General features: G+C 46.6%; 13 protein-coding genes. 7 read left to right on the forward strand and 6 right to left on the reverse strand.

The genetic code is table 11. The features are described from left to right. Positions 1–101: 101 nt before the first annotated feature. Complete coding sequence (locus tag AC1DFM_RS28565; RefSeq protein WP_477080190.1) at positions 102–566, reverse strand: GNAT family N-acetyltransferase; 465 nt, start codon at positions 564–566, stop codon at positions 102–104. A 58-nt stretch (positions 567–624) separates the two neighbouring features. Here AC1DFM_RS28565 and AC1DFM_RS28570 point away from each other — a divergent pair, with 58 nt between their 5' ends. The 3 genes from AC1DFM_RS28570 to AC1DFM_RS28580 all read left to right on the forward strand — a co-directional run bounded on the left by AC1DFM_RS28570 (position 625) and on the right by AC1DFM_RS28580 (position 5,425). Beyond that, a complete protein-coding gene (locus AC1DFM_RS28570; RefSeq protein ID WP_477080191.1) occupies positions 625–1,245 on the forward strand; it encodes an HAD family hydrolase in 621 nt (206 codons plus the stop codon). A 361-nt stretch (positions 1,246–1,606) separates the two neighbouring features. Beyond that, positions 1,607–3,466: a 3-keto-alpha-glucoside-1,2-lyase-like domain-containing protein gene (locus tag AC1DFM_RS28575; RefSeq protein WP_477080192.1), complete on the forward strand. Its 1,860-nt coding sequence runs from the start codon at positions 1,607–1,609 to the stop codon at positions 3,464–3,466. 21 nt (positions 3,467–3,487) lie between these two features. Next, positions 3,488–5,425: a hypothetical protein gene (locus tag AC1DFM_RS28580; protein ID WP_477080193.1), complete on the forward strand. Its 1,938-nt coding sequence runs from the start codon at positions 3,488–3,490 to the stop codon at positions 5,423–5,425. Positions 5,426–5,562: 137 nt separating this feature from the next. Here the strand turns inward: AC1DFM_RS28580 and AC1DFM_RS28585 are convergent, their stop codons facing one another. The 5 genes from AC1DFM_RS28585 to AC1DFM_RS28605 all read right to left on the reverse strand — a co-directional run bounded on the left by AC1DFM_RS28585 (position 5,563) and on the right by AC1DFM_RS28605 (position 10,884). Continuing rightward, entirely contained in the window at positions 5,563–6,819 is a 1,257-nt protein-coding gene (locus AC1DFM_RS28585; RefSeq protein ID WP_477080194.1) for an aminopeptidase P N-terminal domain-containing protein, read from the reverse strand. 192 nt (positions 6,820–7,011) lie between these two features. Continuing rightward, on the reverse strand, positions 7,012–7,806 hold the full coding sequence (locus tag AC1DFM_RS28590; RefSeq protein ID WP_477080195.1) for a DUF6597 domain-containing transcriptional factor: 795 nt from the start codon (positions 7,804–7,806) through the stop codon (positions 7,012–7,014). Between the two features lie 266 nt (positions 7,807–8,072). Next, positions 8,073–8,768: a response regulator transcription factor gene (locus AC1DFM_RS28595; protein ID WP_477080196.1), complete on the reverse strand. Its 696-nt coding sequence runs from the start codon at positions 8,766–8,768 to the stop codon at positions 8,073–8,075. Then, entirely contained in the window at positions 8,737–10,203 is a 1,467-nt protein-coding gene (locus AC1DFM_RS28600) for a sensor histidine kinase (RefSeq protein ID WP_477080197.1), read from the reverse strand. The genes AC1DFM_RS28595 and AC1DFM_RS28600 overlap by 32 nt, the downstream gene beginning before the upstream one ends. 207 nt (positions 10,204–10,410) lie before the next feature. After that, positions 10,411–10,884, reverse strand: a complete 474-nt coding sequence (locus tag AC1DFM_RS28605) for a hypothetical protein (protein WP_477080198.1) — start codon at positions 10,882–10,884, stop codon at positions 10,411–10,413. 251 nt (positions 10,885–11,135) lie between these two features. Between AC1DFM_RS28605 and AC1DFM_RS28610 the strand changes: the two genes are divergently transcribed. The 4 genes from AC1DFM_RS28610 to AC1DFM_RS28625 all read left to right on the forward strand — a co-directional run bounded on the left by AC1DFM_RS28610 (position 11,136) and on the right by AC1DFM_RS28625 (position 16,022). Next, on the forward strand, positions 11,136–11,768 hold the full coding sequence (locus AC1DFM_RS28610) for a TetR/AcrR family transcriptional regulator (protein WP_477080199.1): 633 nt from the start codon (positions 11,136–11,138) through the stop codon (positions 11,766–11,768). Further along, positions 11,758–13,113: a TolC family protein gene (locus tag AC1DFM_RS28615; RefSeq protein ID WP_477080200.1), complete on the forward strand. Its 1,356-nt coding sequence runs from the start codon at positions 11,758–11,760 to the stop codon at positions 13,111–13,113. Before AC1DFM_RS28610 ends, AC1DFM_RS28615 begins: the two co-directional genes overlap by 11 nt. Before the next feature lie 70 nt (positions 13,114–13,183). Further along, complete coding sequence (locus tag AC1DFM_RS28620; protein WP_477080201.1) at positions 13,184–14,272, forward strand: HlyD family secretion protein; 1,089 nt, start codon at positions 13,184–13,186, stop codon at positions 14,270–14,272. A 172-nt stretch (positions 14,273–14,444) separates the two neighbouring features. Beyond that, the gene (locus AC1DFM_RS28625) at positions 14,445–16,022 is read left to right on the forward strand and encodes a DHA2 family efflux MFS transporter permease subunit (RefSeq protein ID WP_477080202.1); all 1,578 of its coding nucleotides are present in this window, start codon (positions 14,445–14,447) and stop codon (positions 16,020–16,022) included. Positions 16,023–16,094: the final 72 nt, after the last annotated feature.

Here is a 16,094-nt window from a genome sequence, read left to right on the forward strand (position 1 = left end):
GGCAGGATTAGTCTGATTATACTGATTTTTTTGTAAGATGTTAGGAGATGATATAAAAATATGAAATCAGTTTAATCAGACTAATCCTGCCCCGGACAATATCAAATAGTCTTTACCATTTCATAATTCACCAACCCCACTTCCCCCAACATTACCTCCTGCATTTTCACCACCTGGAATCCCTGTTTTTCGAAAAAAGGTTTTGCCGTGATGCTCACATAAGATGTCAGCGTAGACAGTCCCAGTGCAGCTGCCTGATCATAGATCTGTTGTATGAGTAGCGTAGCAATGCCTTGCCCCTGAAAGTCTTTGTGTACATACATCATATCCAGTTCCCCATCCCGTTCCACGGAGGCAAATCCGGTAATGGTGTTGTCTGTGGTAACCGCCACATAAAAGTATTGTTCTTTAATTTTTTTTTCGAGAGAAGTAATTCTTTCGCCGGTGGCTGCCCATGCGCTGACTTGTGCCGGATTATAATGTTGGCTGTTAACATGCATAATGGTGCCCTGGTACAGGTTTTTCAGTGCGGGGATATCCTGCCGGGTTGCTTTCCTTATTTGCATGATGATGTTTTAATGCAAGGATAGCGTTAATTTAGTGACCTGTTAAATTTTTTTCCAAATGGATAACCAGACAAAAATTACCACCTTATTCCTGGACATCGGGGGAGTATTGCTTACTAACGGCTGGGATAGGGCTGCCCGCAAGCTGGCTATTCAAACTTATGGTTTGGATGCCGTGGAAATGGAAGAAAGGCACCACCTTACGTTTGATACCTACGAAGAAGGTAAGCTGACCCTGGATGAGTACCTGAACCGGGTGGTGTTTTATGAAGACCGCTCCTTTACGCGACAGGAGTTCCGTGATTTTATGTTCGCGCAATCAGCGCCCTATCCGGACATGCTGGAACTGGTGGCAAAGCTGAAAGCCAAGTATAAGCTGAAAATTGCGATCGTTAATAATGAAGGCCGGGAACTGAATGAACACCGGATCAAACATTTTAATATCAGCAGCTTCGTGGACTTTTATATTTCTTCCTGCTTTGTACATTTCCGCAAGCCCGATGCAGATATCTATAAGATAGCATTGGATATTGCGCAGGTAAAGGCGGAGGAAGTGGTGTACCTGGAAGACCGGTCCATGTTTGTAGATGTGGCGAATGGCTTAGGTATTAATGGTATTTGCCATACCGATTATGCAAGCACTGTGAAGCAGCTGGCCACTTTCGGACTTATCTTGTAAGAGCATAAAGCGAAAAGCACAAAGCTATTGTAGCGGATGATCGAAGCAGATTTTKTTTTACAAAACCGGCTTCGATCATCCGCTATTCTTTTTAAATAAAATTAAAAACAACCTCATTTTCTCTCCGTCCTCCCTTATTTACCGCTGGTGTAATTTTTTGACCCCTGTTACCAACTTTGTTACAATTAATTTCTATTTTGTCGGCTGGTGTGAAAATTAGCATAGTTCCACGTTTAGCGTAGTTGAGAATTTAAATTTCATTCACATTTCGGGATAACAGAAATAAAGAAACAAATGCTCGTAGCTGAAAAGCTAAATGCATTTAGCAATCAATGTAAACTTTTTAAAAAAATCCAGATCTATGCTTAGATGGAACAAGTTCCGTCCAAAGTTGAAACAGTTAAGTGTGTACGACCGGAGAACTTTGGTATTGATTTTAAGTATTGGCAGTTGTCAGCAGATGATGGCCCAAAACAAACTGCCATTAACAGACCTATCTGCATTCGCACAACCCGGCGCCAACTGGCGTATAGCCGGTGGCGTTAAAGCAGACCTGCAACAGAACAATGTGCTGCAAACCACTGCAGGAACAGGTATTCTGGTAAATTTACCAGAGAAAAACACCCACGGAAAAGACCTATTCAGCTCATTACAGCATGGTGACCTGGACCTGGAACTCGACTACCTCATGGCCAAAGGTTCCAATTCCGGTATATACCTGCAGGGAAGATATGAAATCCAGCTGCTCGACAGCTGGGGTACCACCAGCCCAAGTGCCTCCGACAACGGCGGTATCTACCAACGCTGGGACGACAGCAAACCATCCGGCCAGCAAGGCTATGATGGCCACGCTCCCCGTCAGAATGTAAGTCGCGCTCCCGGCTTATGGCAACACATGAAAATCGCCTTCCAGGCGCCCCGCTTCGATGCCTCCGGTAACAAAATTGCCGATGCCGTTATCTTAAAGCTGGAACTGAATGGCGTTACCATCCAGGAAAACGTAGTGCTGTCGGGCCCCACCCGCGGCGCCATGGAGAATAACGAAGTCGCTTCCGGACCACTCCGCATACAAGGCGATCACGGCACCGTAGCCTTCAGAAACATCGTTGTCAACAACTACAACGCGCCGAAGCCAACGTTGCAGGACGTGAAATACAGCATATATAAAGGTCAGTTTGATAAGCAACCCGACTTTGCCACGCTGAAACCTATTGCTACCGGCACGGGCACGCAATTAACGTCTAACGTAACCGGCCTGCCGGACAATGAATTCCTGGTGCGTTACACCGCTACGCTGTCTGTAAAAGCAGCCGGTACCTACTATTTCAACCTGCATACTTCCGGTGGTCCGGGTATGATGAAAATAAACAACCAGGCGGTGATCAACCCACGTGGATGGGATGGTAACGGTAAGATGGAACTGGCTGCCGGCGATTATCCGGTAGAAGTGCTCTATGCCAAGAATACCGACTGGGCCAAAGCTTCCCTCACCTTATCCGTGAAAGAAGCCAATATCCGCKAATTTGTGATCAGTGATGTAAACGTTCCTGCTGATGATCCTACTGATCCAATTCTGGTAACGGCCAACGAAAACACCGTACTGCGCAGCTTCATGGATGTTCGTGGCGGCAAACGTGTGGTACACGCCATCTCCGTAGGTAGCCCTGCCAAAGTGCACTATACCTATGATATGGACAATGGCTTACCCATGCAGGTATGGCGCGGCGAATTCCTGAACACCACCCCGATGTGGCATGATCGCGGCGATGGTTCTTCCCGCCCAATGGGTACCGTACAGGTGCTGAACAATCAACCTGCCCTCGCTATTGCAAAGCTGGCCAACAAAGATGCTGCCTGGAGTACAGATACCACCGGCACCGGCTTCCGTCCAACGGGCTATGCACTGGATGAAACCGGAAAACCAACTTTCCACTACAACGTATACGGTACCGCCGTTACAGACGATATCAGTGTGCTGCCGGAAAATCAGGGTATCCATCGTACTGTTACGGTACAACAACCTGCCGCGGACCTCTATCTCCGTATAGCCGTTGGAGATAGCATCGAGCAGTTGTCGCCCGGCCTGTATGTGATCGGTGATAAATCTTATTATGTGAAGATGGACGATGCCAAAGCAACTCCTATCATCCGCAACCAGAACGGACGCGCAGAACTGATTGTGCCGGTACAGGCCAAAACAGGCTATGCGGTTATCTTCTAAGCAGCAATACTCATGACTATTATGAAACTGAATTATAAAAGAATTACAGCAGGAATAGCCGCCGGTATGTTCCTGATGACCACCGCCATCACTTCCGTAAAGGCACAGGAATCTCCCAAGGAAGAGGACTTTTTCCGCATCGCGCGCATCAGTTCACCCGAAGGAACCCTGCTGGAAGTAGGTGGCTTATGCACGCTCCCTAATGGAGATCTGGGCGTGGCTACCCGTCGCGGCGATATCTTTATTGTAGAGAATCCTACCAGCACCAAACCCTACTTCAGAAAAGTAGCCTCCGGACTGCACGAAGTACTGGGACTGGCTTATAAAAATGGCTCCCTCTACTGCGCACAACGCGGTGAACTGACCAAAATGACCGATACCAACATGGACGGTAAAATGGATCTGTTTGAAACCGTATATGCGTGGCCGTTATCTGGTCACTATCATGAATATAGCTTCGGTCCTGTACTGGGCACCGATGGCTCTTTCTTCGTATCCGGTAACGTAGCTTTCGGTGATGAAGAATGGTGGCGTGGTGAAAGCCGCGTTCCCTGGAGAGGATGGATGATGCACATCACAGAAGACGGTAAAATGGAACCATGGGCTACCGGTTTCCGCTCTCCCTGCGGCCTCGGTATGATCGATGGCGAACTGTTTTATACCGAAAACCAGGGCGACTGGATGGGCTCCGGTGGACTCACTCACGTTAAGAAAGGTAGCTTCGTAGGCCACCCTGCCGGCTTACGCTGGACAGGCCTGCCTAATTCTCCCGTAAAACTGACTACGGAAGAACTGTACAGCAAAGTAGATCCCCGCTTCCGCAAAGATGCTAATGGCAATGCCATCAAACCAGAGAACGTAGAAAACGAAAAGTTTGTGACGTTGTTCGACATGAAGAAATACTTCCCTGAAGTACAGCTGCCTGCAGTGTGGCTGCCTCATGGTGTTTTAGGAGTGTCCAATGCACAACTTACCAGTATTCCGGAAGGCGCTTTCGGTCCTTTTGCGAAACAGATACTGATTGGTGATCAGGGACAGAGCAAAATAGTACGCGTATTCCTGGAGAAAGTAAAAGGTGAATACCAGGGTGCTGCCTGGGATTTCAGAAGCGGCTTCCAGTCGGGCGTACTGCGCCTGGCCTGGGGTAAAGATGGTTCCCTCTTTGTAGGTGAAACCAACCGTGGATGGGGTTCTGCCGGTGATGCTAACCAGGGCCTGCAACGCCTCGTTTGGAACAACCGCGTGCCTTTTGAAATGAGAACCGTAAGCGCTATGCCCGACGGTTTTGAAATCACTTTCACACAACCGGTAGATAAAAAGTATGCAGAAGATATCGCTTCTTACAATGTAGAAAGCTTCATCTATAAATACCATCCTGTTTATGGTAGCCCTACTGTGAATACGGAAAAGCTGACCATCAAAGGAGTACAGGTATCGCCCGATGGGATGAAAGTACGTCTCGTGATGGATGGCCTGCGTCAGTACTATATCCATAAACTGAGCCTGAATGGTATCCGCACTACGGAACGTTCTTACTCACTGGTACATCCGGATGTATACTACACGCTGAACAACATCCCTGATGGCGACAAGCTTCCGGTATCTGCACTGAGTACCAAAAACACGGCTGCCAAACCGGCTACCCCGGCAACGAAAGCAACAGATGCGAAAGCCGCAGCTACTGCAGCGGTACCAGCTAAAGCACTGACCTACGAGCAGGTAAAACCTTTACTGAACAAATACACTTGTTCGTCCTGCCACAATCCTGATAAAAAGCAGGTAGGTCCAGGCTTTAAAGACGTAGCTAAGAGAAATTATTCTGTCGCAAAAATATTAGCGCTGATCAAAAATCCTAAGCCGGAAAACTGGCCTGGTTATGCCACGCCAATGCCGCCTTTCCCGCAGGTGCCACAAGCCGATGCGGTGAAGATTGCGACATGGATTAATTCATTGAAGTAAGAGAAAGCAAAAAGCAAAAAGCAAAAAGCGTAAAGCAAAAAGCTATTGAAGCGAATGATAAAAGCGAATGAGTAACTATAATACTCGCGCCTTTCATTCGCTTCAATAGCTTTTTGCTTTTTGCTTTACGCTTTCTGCTAATTCATCAGTTCCTCTATCTCCTCCGCTTCCTTCGGAATATCTTCCATCAAATCTTCGCATCCGTTGGCAGTTAGCAGCAGGTTGTTTTCTATTCTGATGCCAATACCTTCTTCTGCACTGTAAATACCGGGTTCGTTGGTGATGACTGCGCCCGCGGGCAGTGGTTCATGAATCCAGGCAGGGTCGTGTACATCGAGGCCAATGAAATGAGATACGTTATGATAACTATACTTCTGCAGGTAGAAGGCGGCGCCGTTGCGACGGATATCATTGGGTGTGCAGATGCTCAGTTTACAGAGTGCTTCCAGTATCAGTTCGTTCGATGCCTGCCACACCTGGTTCAGGTGGATGCCTGCACGTACGTATTGCCGCACCTGGTGATGTACGTGTAGTACGGCGTCGTAGTAGGCGCGCTGACGTGGGGTATAACGACCATTCACCGGAATGGTGCGGGTTAGGTCTGCGTTGTATAGATCCTGGCTGGCTGCGGCATCTATCAGTACCAGGTCGCCGTTTTTTCCGGCGGTTTCATTGGCGCGGTAATGAAGAATACAGGTATCTGCTCCAAAGGCTACTATGGGCTCATAATCGGCCCAGGTAGTATGGTGCTGCATATACTCATGGATCATTTCGGCGGTTATCTGGTAACCGGTTTTACCAGGCTTTATAAATTTTAACAGGCGACGGAAGCCGGCTTCGGTTACTTTGGAGGCCTGGCGCAGCAGGACTATTTCTTCGGGTGTTTTGGCCATGCGTTGTTTGCCCAGCAAGGGATATAAGCGATCGTATTCGTGTAGGGGATACTTACGCTTGCAATCCAGCAGGAGCCGGTCTTCCCGGGTTTGTGTTTCATTTTCAGAGCGGGCGTGCTCATTGGAGTAGAGGAAAATACGACGACATAGCGGGATCACTTTTTTTATGATCACATCGTATTCATCGGTGAAGTATACGGTATCAATACCGGATATTTTGGCGGCAGCGGCTTTATCAAGGCGGCGTCCCAGCCATTTCACATACAGCTGATCCGTGCGCCGGATAAATAATATTTCCCGCAGGGAAGGCTCCGGATGCTGCGGACAAAGTACCAGCATGGCATCATCTTCTTTGATACCGGTGAGGTAGTAGAGGTTTGAATTGGGAACGTACCGCATGGTACCATCTCCATTGGTAGGCAGGATGTCGTTGGCAGTCAGAATAGCTACGGCATCTGGTGGAAGCTGGCTGACCAGTCTTTTACGCTGGGTGGAAAACATAGACGAGTGCTTTTGTTGCACAACAAACTTAGGGGGAGTGGGCACAGGAGTTGGTGTAAAAACGCGACAGTTTTTTGGGAGCAGAAAGCAGAAAGCAGAAAGCAAAAAGCTATTGTAGCGAATGATCAATGCGAATTATTTACACGCTCTGTTGATCCGCTACAATACCTTTTTGCTTTCAGCTTTCTACTTTCAGCTCCTCCTGCGCCAGTCTTTCCGGAAATGCGAGAAGTCGTGATACCCCAATGCTTCCCAATCGGCTTTGTAACCGTATTGTACATACTGCATCACCGCTTCACGGAAGCGCAAAATAGACAAACAATGCTTGGGCTGCACGCCCAGTGAAGCCGTAAAGTATCTCTCCAGTGTACGGGGAGAGAGGTAAAGCAGCGCCGCCAGTTTCTTCAGCTGGTAGCCGGATTGCAGCAGGGTCGGGCTGTTGAGCGATTGTTGTACATAATGAAAATGCCTGTCGGTAGCCGGTAAGGGCGACTGCGCACGCAGGAACTCATCCAGCAGCGTTTTGATCTGATCAGGATGGGTGGCCTCATATACCGCAGATTCCAGCCGGGAGATGTTGGGCACGGCATCACCCGCCGGGAGGGTTTTCCCATTGATCTCAGCGCCTTTGATATGAAACAGGTAGTTCAAAGAGGCCGGTTTAAATTTGATGCCTGCCAGGTAGTTGTTAAAGAGATGGCGATACCCTACGGCAGTGGGTCTATAACCAAGTAGTTCACTATGCGTGCTGGTATGCAGGAACTTGTTTTGTGCATCATATATTTCAAAAGGGGCCCCCAGGTTAAGTACCAGGGAAGAACAGAGATTAGCCAGCAGTAATTCCCGGAATTCCTGTTGCTGCAGCTGAGGCTGACGAAGATCCAGCAACCAGTAATATACCACATGCTCCGCAAGATCCGGTGCCGGCGCCATGAACCGGTACTGGCTGGAAAAATACTGCTGATCTATGAGTTCAATGGCTTGCATGCTGGTAATCGATTGTACCCGCAATTTACGAATTAGCCACCATTATTTTTTCCGGGTAACCGGATGAACCTTTTTTAGAAAAGCCTGTTAACTTATGTATTACTATGAAAAACACTATTGCAGCAGCTGACTCCTCCTGTATTTGTTTTTCCCCGGTTTACCTTTTTATATCATCAAGATACGGTTGATAAACAGGCACAGCATCCTGTAATGGTTCAGGATGTGCAGGGGCGGGCCCTTGAGCGATGTAGCGCCCGCCCTTTTTTTTATGAGGAAAGATTAAACATAAACCCAATGCCGTATACATTCCGGATACTGATATGTTCATTACCCTGGAAGTATTTACGGAAGCGGGATACAAAGACATCCAGACTTCTTCCCACAAAATAATCATTAGCGCCCCATACATGATGCAGGATATCTTCCCGGCGGATTACTTTATTGCTGTTGTGATAAAAGTGCAGCAATAATTCACTTTCCAACGGGGTAAGAATGGTTTCTTTCCCGTTGATATCAATAAGTTTCAGGGTATCCTTATTAAAACGCATGCCGCCTAAGTCGATGGTATTAGCGGTCTGGGGGCCGATTCCCTGGTTTCTCTTCAGGATATTTTTTATGCGTAGTATCAGTTCATCTACATCAAAAGGCTTCACGATATAATCATCTGCACCAATTTTTAATCCATGCAGGCGGTCTTTTTTTTCTCCGCGTGCCGTGAGAAACAGGAAGGGGACGTGAGGCTGTATTTTGGCCGCACGTTGTGCGAAATCAAATCCATCCATTTCAGGAAGGTTAATATCGATGAGCAGGATATGCCAGACTTGTGGCGTGGCAATAAAGGCTTCCAGCGCGGTTTGACCGTTTTGGTGCCAGTCAACTTCGAAGTCCATCAGTTCCAGGTATTGTTTGACTACGTTGCCCAGATCGGTTTCATCTTCCAACAACAAAATGCGATGTTTCATGGGTGTTTGTTTTTGTAGGTATGCAAATAGTAAAGGTGCTGCCAACGCCCGGCTCACTGTCTACGTGGATGGTCCAGCCATGCGTATCCACACATTGCTTCACATAATAGAGGCCAAGGCCCAAACCTTTGGTGGGCTTGGACAGCCGGGGTTGGCGGCGATAAAATTTTTCAAAAATATGTCGTTGGGTATGGGCATCCATACCGATACCATTATCTTTTATCACGAGATGTAAAGCTGCTGGTTGTGGTATCACCTGGAGTATTACTTCTTTCTGTAGATGATCATTGTACTTCACGGCGTTATCCAGGATGTTTTGCAGTAGCGTGGTAAAATGAAAGGTATCTGTTTCAATGATGGCGGGTAGCGGATGTGGAGCAAACACAAAGTGGATGCCTTTATTGGCGGCATTCATGCGGTAGATGAACAGTATTTCGGAGATTAGCTCCTGCAGGTCATAGCGACTTAGTTTGAGTTGCAGTTGATCGGTGGCGGCTACGTTGATCACTTTTTCCACGAGGAGTTTCAGTCGCTCTGCCTGCCGGTGAATGATTACTGATAAAGCCATCAGGCTTTGTTTATTATCGAGCGTTTTTTCGTTTTGTATATTTTTATTGGCTACTATGATAGCGGTGATAGGGGTATTGAATTCGTGTGAGATGTTATTGATAAAGTCGGATTTCATATCCGATAAATGCTTTTGATGTATCCATTTGCGCAGCGTGATGCCAAACAGCGTGATAACGGCCAGCAGGGTGAGTATGCCGGGGAGAATGGTGTATCTCATTTGTCGCAATACCAGTATGCGGCGGTTGTACGGATCTGCATAAAAGGAAAACGACAGTGAATAAGAGTAGGGCAGGGGAGAATTGGCTACCAGGGAAGACGCCGCATTGTTTTGTGTGAGCCGGTGGAGGTTCCCGCAAATATATAATCCCTTTTCATGTTGTTGATCGGCGGGGATCAACGGATATTTTTTAAAGCGGTTATAGAGGTTGATATATTGGTTTTCTTTGAATTTAATATCCAGCCGGTGAATGCATACGGCGTACAGGAGGGAGTCTTTAATACCGTTGACAGCCTTGATGGCTCTCAGTGTGCTGTCGGCGTTTTCGTGTTGCTGCAGTACCTGTACAATGTGGTTGACCAGTTGCTGGGCAACGGTATCAAAGCGGTGTGGATTGGTTTTATAAATGCTTTCGAGGTAGGGATATTGTGGAACAATGAGACTGTCGAGCAGTGGTTGTCCGCCGGGAAATAGTTTATCGTCAGCGATGGCGAGGTTATATCCTTCGCCGATGCGGCCTTTTTCCTGGTAGTTAAAGCGGCTGTCGAGTAGTTGGTAAGTATTATATAGCAGCAGGAATTGTACAATAGCAAGGGCTATTATACAAATGACGGCTGTCAGGATATAGAGCTTGATAGAGTGCTTCATTTCCTGCGCGATTAATTTTGGTTGCTGCGATGATACATGGTGCTCGGTAATCTCCTCCTTGTGCTGGCAAAACACGATACAGTTTGCTGGCTGTTGCTCCCCTAAGATACATTTTTTTCTTATCTAGAAAATCGATTTAGCATTTTTTATTATCCTTGGGTTTTCCGGAGATGAGGTACGCGTTGGGGCACCTTGTTCTACGGGCCTTTAGTGCGGGGTAGCGTAATACCGGCGGCTGATCAGGGAAAGGGGGATACCAATCATCACCATCAGGATGGCCATGTTGATCAGTGCGCTGGTGAGGCGTAGCGGCCCGTGTGGCACATGACTGAGCGGTAATACGATGAACTGCATGAAAGTCCATATGATAGCGCCATACACCAGTCCGGTGGCAATGGGGTATTGGCGCAGCGTAGTGATTTTGGGATAAATCACCAGGAAGAGGAGCGACCAGGAGAAGGCGATGAAGTAATGAAACAGCAGGCCCCAGGCGGTCATGGCCGGATCTCCGTTGAAAGCGGCTTTACCAAACACGCCGCTGCTGATATAGGCAAACAGCTTGCTGAGTGGTTGTCCGTGGCTGACAATGGTAAAATATACCGATGCAGAGAGGATATCGAGCGTACCGGTGAGGAGGCCGGCCATCAGGAGGATGCTGGGAAAAGAGCTGGGAAAACGCATGAAAGTGGTGTTAGTCGTCTTATTAAATTACAAAATTCTAATATAAAACCAACCGAAAAAAGGCCAAATTTTAACGTTCTATGTGAACGAATTATTAACAAATATTAAAAACAGCTTAAAATTTTAACAGTTATGATTGGTAATCATTAATATATAAGTTGTAAAAAATAAAATTTAAACAGTCGATTAAATAAACGCTTGTTTAAATTAAACGTTTGTTTAGTTTTGTGGTGTCAAATCAAAAAAGGAACATGGAAGAGTATAGTGAAAAACAGCTCTCGATTTTAAAAGTTGCGGAGCGGCTATTTGCCGATCAGGGCTTTCATGGCACTTCGGTAAGAGATATAGCACAGGAGGCGGATGTAAATATTGCCATGATCTCTTATTATTTCGGATCAAAGGACAAGTTGCTGGAAACGATTTTTACTTATAGACTGGAGGCATCGCGTAAGTTCATCAATGAATTGTTGGAGAATGACACGATGGAGCCGCTGGACAAAATAAATAGTTTGATAGACCGGTTTATCAATAAAATGTTGGGAGAGCAATACTTCCAGTGTATTATGAGCCGGGAGCAACTGAACAGTCAGCAAAGCCCGGTAAGGGATCTGATCTGGCAACTGAAAGGGGAGATGCTGGGATTGATGCAGCCTATTGTTACCAACGCGCAGGAAGCGGGCATCTTTGATAAAGATGTAGACGTGGAAATGTTGATGACTACATTATTCGGGACTATTCATCAGGTAATACCTGCCCAACATATACTTAAAAAAAACGCGCCAGCCGACGTTACTACAGACGAAGCGTTTAGCGTGTACATCAAGAACAGAGTAAGTATACATTTAAAAAAATTGTTCAAAGCAATCCTAACACATGAATTCTAGAAGCATATACACACGATTATATGCGCTTACATCGGGAATCCTGCTGACTTTCTTCTTTCAGACAGCAACCGCACAACAGAGCGTAAAACCGCTTTCGTTAAATGAAGCCATATCGCTGAGTATACAAAACAGCAAACAATTAAAAGTGAGTACTGCAAAAGTAGCACAGGCTACTGCCTCACTCAAAGAAGCAAACGAACGTCAGTTACCAGATGCCAGTATTTCAGGTTCATATATGCGTCTTACGCAGCCGAACATAGATCTGAAAATGAAACTGGGCAGCGGCAACGGCGGTTCTTCAGAAAGCCCAAAAGTAAACCAGGCCGCTTACGGATCAGCCAATGTATCCCTCCCGATTTTTGCAGGAGGTAAGATACAAGCCGGTAAAGAATCGGCCCGTTACCTGGAAACAGCTGCCAAACTGGATGTGGATAAGAACAGAGAAGATGTGATCGCGAACACCATTGGCGCCTACAGCAACCTTTTTAAGGCGAAGGAAGCCGTATCATTGGTACGGGAAAACATCCGCCAGTCAGATGAAAGAGTGAAGGAATTTTCCAATAAAGAACAGAATGGACTGCTGGCGCGTAACGACCTGTTGAAAGCAGAACTGCAGCAATCGAACTACCAGGTAGCTTTAATGGATGCGGAAAACAACCTGAAAATTGCGAACCTGAATATGGATATCATGCTCGGCCTGCCCGATAACACCGATATCCAGGTAGATACCGCCACCTTTAAAGTAGATAACGCTGTAGACGGACGTGGTGCTGCCGAGTTTGAGCAATTAGCTTATCAGAACCGTAAAGATGCCGCCGCCCTCAGCTTCCGTGAAAAAGCAGCAGCAGCGGGTATCAAAGCAGCGAAAGCTGATTACTATCCGTCACTGGCACTCACCGGTGGATACATCGCCGCTTATGTTCCTAATATCATCACCATCACCAATGCAGTTACTGCAGGCGTAGGTGTCAAGTATAACTTAGGCTCTCTCTGGAAAAACGGATCAAAAGTAGCCGGTGCCAAAGCTCAAATGGCAGAAGTACAGGCCAACGAAGAGATGATCGCTGAACGTATACATCTGGATGTGTATCAATCTTACGAAAACTATGTCCTGAGCCACAAAAAGATGGACACTTATATTAAGGCAATAGAACAGTCAGAAGAGAACTACCGGATCACGAAGAACAAGCACGACAACAACCTGGCTACCACCACTGACCTGCTCGATGCAGATGTGGCTAACCTGCAGTCGCACCTGAACTACGCTTATGCTAAGGCAGATGCCCTCGTAGCTTACAATAAACTGTTACAGGCAGCCGGTATACTGGAATCAAAGAACAAATAATACGCACAAACCAATAAATATCAAAGCCGTGGAAACGCAAACTCAAACAAAACCTACTAACAATATAAACATGCAGGAAACAACCGCGCCTAAAAAGAAAAGCAAAGGGTTCGTCATAGTGCTGGCAGCGCTGGTGCTGGGTGGCGGCGCATTTGGTATCTCCAAATATATCCATGGTCAACACCATGAAGAAACCGATAATGCGCAGATCGATGCTAACGTGAGCCCGGTAATACCGCGTGTATCAGGCTACGTAAAAGAAGTGAGAGTGAAAGATAACCAGTTTGTGAAGAAAGGCGATACCCTGGTAGTGCTGGACGACCGCGACCTGGCCATTAAAGTACAACAGGCAGAAAATGGCCTCTTTGCTGCCCAGGCTAACCTTGGCGCTGCAGAAGCTACTACTGCTGCTGCTCAAACCAATATCAGCACCGCACAGGCACAAATCGCTACCATCGATGCTCAAATTGAAGCAGCGAAAGTAAACCTCTGGAGAACAACCCAGGATTACCAACGTTATGCTAACCTGATCAAAGATCACTCTATTACCCAACAGGAATTTGAACAGGCTTCTGCCGCCAAACAAACTGCTGAACGTCAGCTGGATGTATTGGCCAGACAAAAAGCAGCAGCTGCCCGTCAAACCAACGTGGTAACGTCTCAGAGCGGCGCTACTTCCAAACAAATCAACGTAGCTAACGCAGGTATCAAACAACGTCAAACAGATGTGGAGGATGCAAAACTGAACCAGTCTTACGCAGTAATCACTGCACCAGAAGATGGGGTACTGTCAAAAATCTACGTACAACCAGGACAGTTTGTAGCAGCAGGTCAGTCGTTATTCACCGTAGTATTAAATACTACTCCATGGGTAGTGGCTAACTTCAAAGAAACACAGCTCGACAAAATGAAACTGGGTCAGAAAGTAACGATTCATATCGACGCTTATCCTGAAAAAGCCATCGAAGGAAAAATTACTTCCTTTTCACCTGCCACAGGTTCTAAATTCGCCCTGTTACCTCCGGATAATGCGTCTGGTAACTTCGTGAAAGTGGTACAACGTTTACCTGTTAAAATCGAATTCGATAATCCGAATGAAGAAATGGTAAAACAGCTGCGCCCAGGTATGAACGTGTTGGTAGATGTGCATCTCAACTAATCATATATATGAATAACAACTTGTCCGGAGTTAATAATTAATGGAAACCATGCTAATAATTAACAGACAGGCGTAATCGATAGACAAAAAGGAAACCTAACAGAAAGGATCATGTCCGTCATTAATTATTAACTCCGGGTAAAATTGTACTCATTCAAAATACAAGTGCTGCATGCAACAAGAATCCTTGATAGAATACGGCTCGCGCAGGGTGATTATCACCATCACCGCTATATTTTGCGCGCTGCTGGAGATAGTAGACACCACTATCGTAAATGTGGCGTTGAATGACATGCGGGGTAACATGGGCGCCACGCTCAGTGAAATCGGTTGGGTAGTTACTGCTTATGCCATTGGTAACGTAATCATTGTACCGATGACCAGCTGGTTATCACAACAATTCGGTCGCCGTAACTATTTTGCGGCTTCCATCATCATATTCACCATTTCCTCTTTCCTTTGTGGTAACGCCACTACTATGTGGGAACTGATTGTATTCCGTTTCATACAAGGTTTAGGAGGAGGTGCATTGCTGGTAACCTCACAAACAATTATCACCGAAAGTTATCCGCCTGAAAAACGCGGTATTGCCCAGGCCATCTATGGTTTAGGGGTGATCATCGGTCCTACGTTAGGACCTCCTTTAGGTGGTTTCATTACCGATAACTACTCCTGGCCTTACATCTTCTATATTAATATACCCATCGGCGTTATTGCTACCCTGCTTACCCTGCAGTTTGTACGTAGCCCGAAATATGGAGAAAAACGTTCGGTCAGCGAAATCGACTTCCTCGGAATAGGGCTCCTGGCCGTGATGGTAGGCTCCCTGCAGTTTGTACTGGAACGTGGACAGGAAGACGACTGGTTTAATGATCCCACTATTACGGCATTAACCGTTGCCAGTGTAATGGCATTGTTCTTTTTCATCTGGCGTGAGCTCACTTATAAAAATCCCATTGTGGAACTAAGGGTACTTAAAAACGGGAATCTCCGGGTAGGTACAATTCTTTCCTTTATCATGGGCTTTGGATTATACGGCTCTACGTTTATTATCCCCTTATACACACAGGGTTCTCTGGGATGGACCGCCACCCAGTCTGGTATGCTGATGATTCCTGCCGCCTTAACCACGGCCGTCATGATGCCACTGATCGGTAAAATGCTGGAGAAAGGTGTACCACAACAATACATGGTGGCCGCCGGGATGTTCCTGTTCTTTGTGTTCTGTTTCTGGGGGTATAAAATCATTACGCCAGCTGATACCGGCTCAGATGCTTTCTTCTGGATGCTGATTGTACGTGGGATAGGTATGGGTTTACTCTTCATTCCAATTACCACTTTATCACTGTCCGGCCTGAAAGGTCAGCAAATTGGCCAGGGCGCCGCCTTTACAGGGATGATGCGTCAGTTGGGTGGTTCCTTCGGGGTGGCATTGATCACTACCTTTATGGCCCGCCGCAATATGATGCACCGCAGCGACCTGGTAGCTAAACTGGATGTGAATGATCCGGATGTAATTAACCGCGTAAATGGTTTACAGCACAGCTTCATCGCTAAAGGGATGGACCCGCATAAAGCCATCAACAGCGGCTATCAGTTGCTGGACTACACCGTCACCAGGCAAGCAGCTACGCTATCGTACATGGATGTATTCCTGTACCTGGGCATACTCTTCCTGATCTGTGTACCATTTGTACTGATGGTAAAAGCAAAAAAAGCACCGAAACTGGACCCGTCTGCTATGCACTAACGGACCCGTTTTCAACATAAAAATATTGTTGCAATAACAGTGTAACAGTTGTAGGTTTAGGTAAATAATCCC

This window comes from Chitinophaga sp. 05T412 (genome assembly GCF_056396465.1).

Bases quoted from the DNA above. Each gene is read 5' to 3' on its own strand.
- AC1DFM_RS28580 (WP_477080193.1), top strand. From the start codon at position 3,488: ATGAAACTGAATTATAAAAGAATTACAGCAGGAATAGCCGCCGGTATG.
- AC1DFM_RS28600 (WP_477080197.1), bottom strand. From the start codon at position 10,203: ATGAAGCACTCTATCAAGCTCTATATCCTGACAGCCGTCATTTGTATA.
- AC1DFM_RS28605 (WP_477080198.1), bottom strand. From the start codon at position 10,884: ATGCGTTTTCCCAGCTCTTTTCCCAGCATCCTCCTGATGGCCGGCCTC.
- AC1DFM_RS28625 (WP_477080202.1), top strand. From the start codon at position 14,445: ATGCAACAAGAATCCTTGATAGAATACGGCTCGCGCAGGGTGATTATC.
- AC1DFM_RS28565 (WP_477080190.1), bottom strand. From the start codon at position 566: ATGCAAATAAGGAAAGCAACCCGGCAGGATATCCCCGCACTGAAAAAC.
- AC1DFM_RS28590 (WP_477080195.1), bottom strand. From the start codon at position 7,806: ATGCAAGCCATTGAACTCATAGATCAGCAGTATTTTTCCAGCCAGTAC.
- AC1DFM_RS28620 (WP_477080201.1), top strand. From the start codon at position 13,184: ATGCAGGAAACAACCGCGCCTAAAAAGAAAAGCAAAGGGTTCGTCATA.
- AC1DFM_RS28595 (WP_477080196.1), bottom strand. From the start codon at position 8,768: ATGAAACATCGCATTTTGTTGTTGGAAGATGAAACCGATCTGGGCAAC.
- AC1DFM_RS28585 (WP_477080194.1), bottom strand. From the start codon at position 6,819: ATGTTTTCCACCCAGCGTAAAAGACTGGTCAGCCAGCTTCCACCAGAT.
- AC1DFM_RS28610 (WP_477080199.1), top strand. From the start codon at position 11,136: ATGGAAGAGTATAGTGAAAAACAGCTCTCGATTTTAAAAGTTGCGGAG.
- AC1DFM_RS28615 (WP_477080200.1), top strand. From the start codon at position 11,758: ATGAATTCTAGAAGCATATACACACGATTATATGCGCTTACATCGGGA.
- AC1DFM_RS28570 (WP_477080191.1), top strand. From the start codon at position 625: ATGGATAACCAGACAAAAATTACCACCTTATTCCTGGACATCGGGGGA.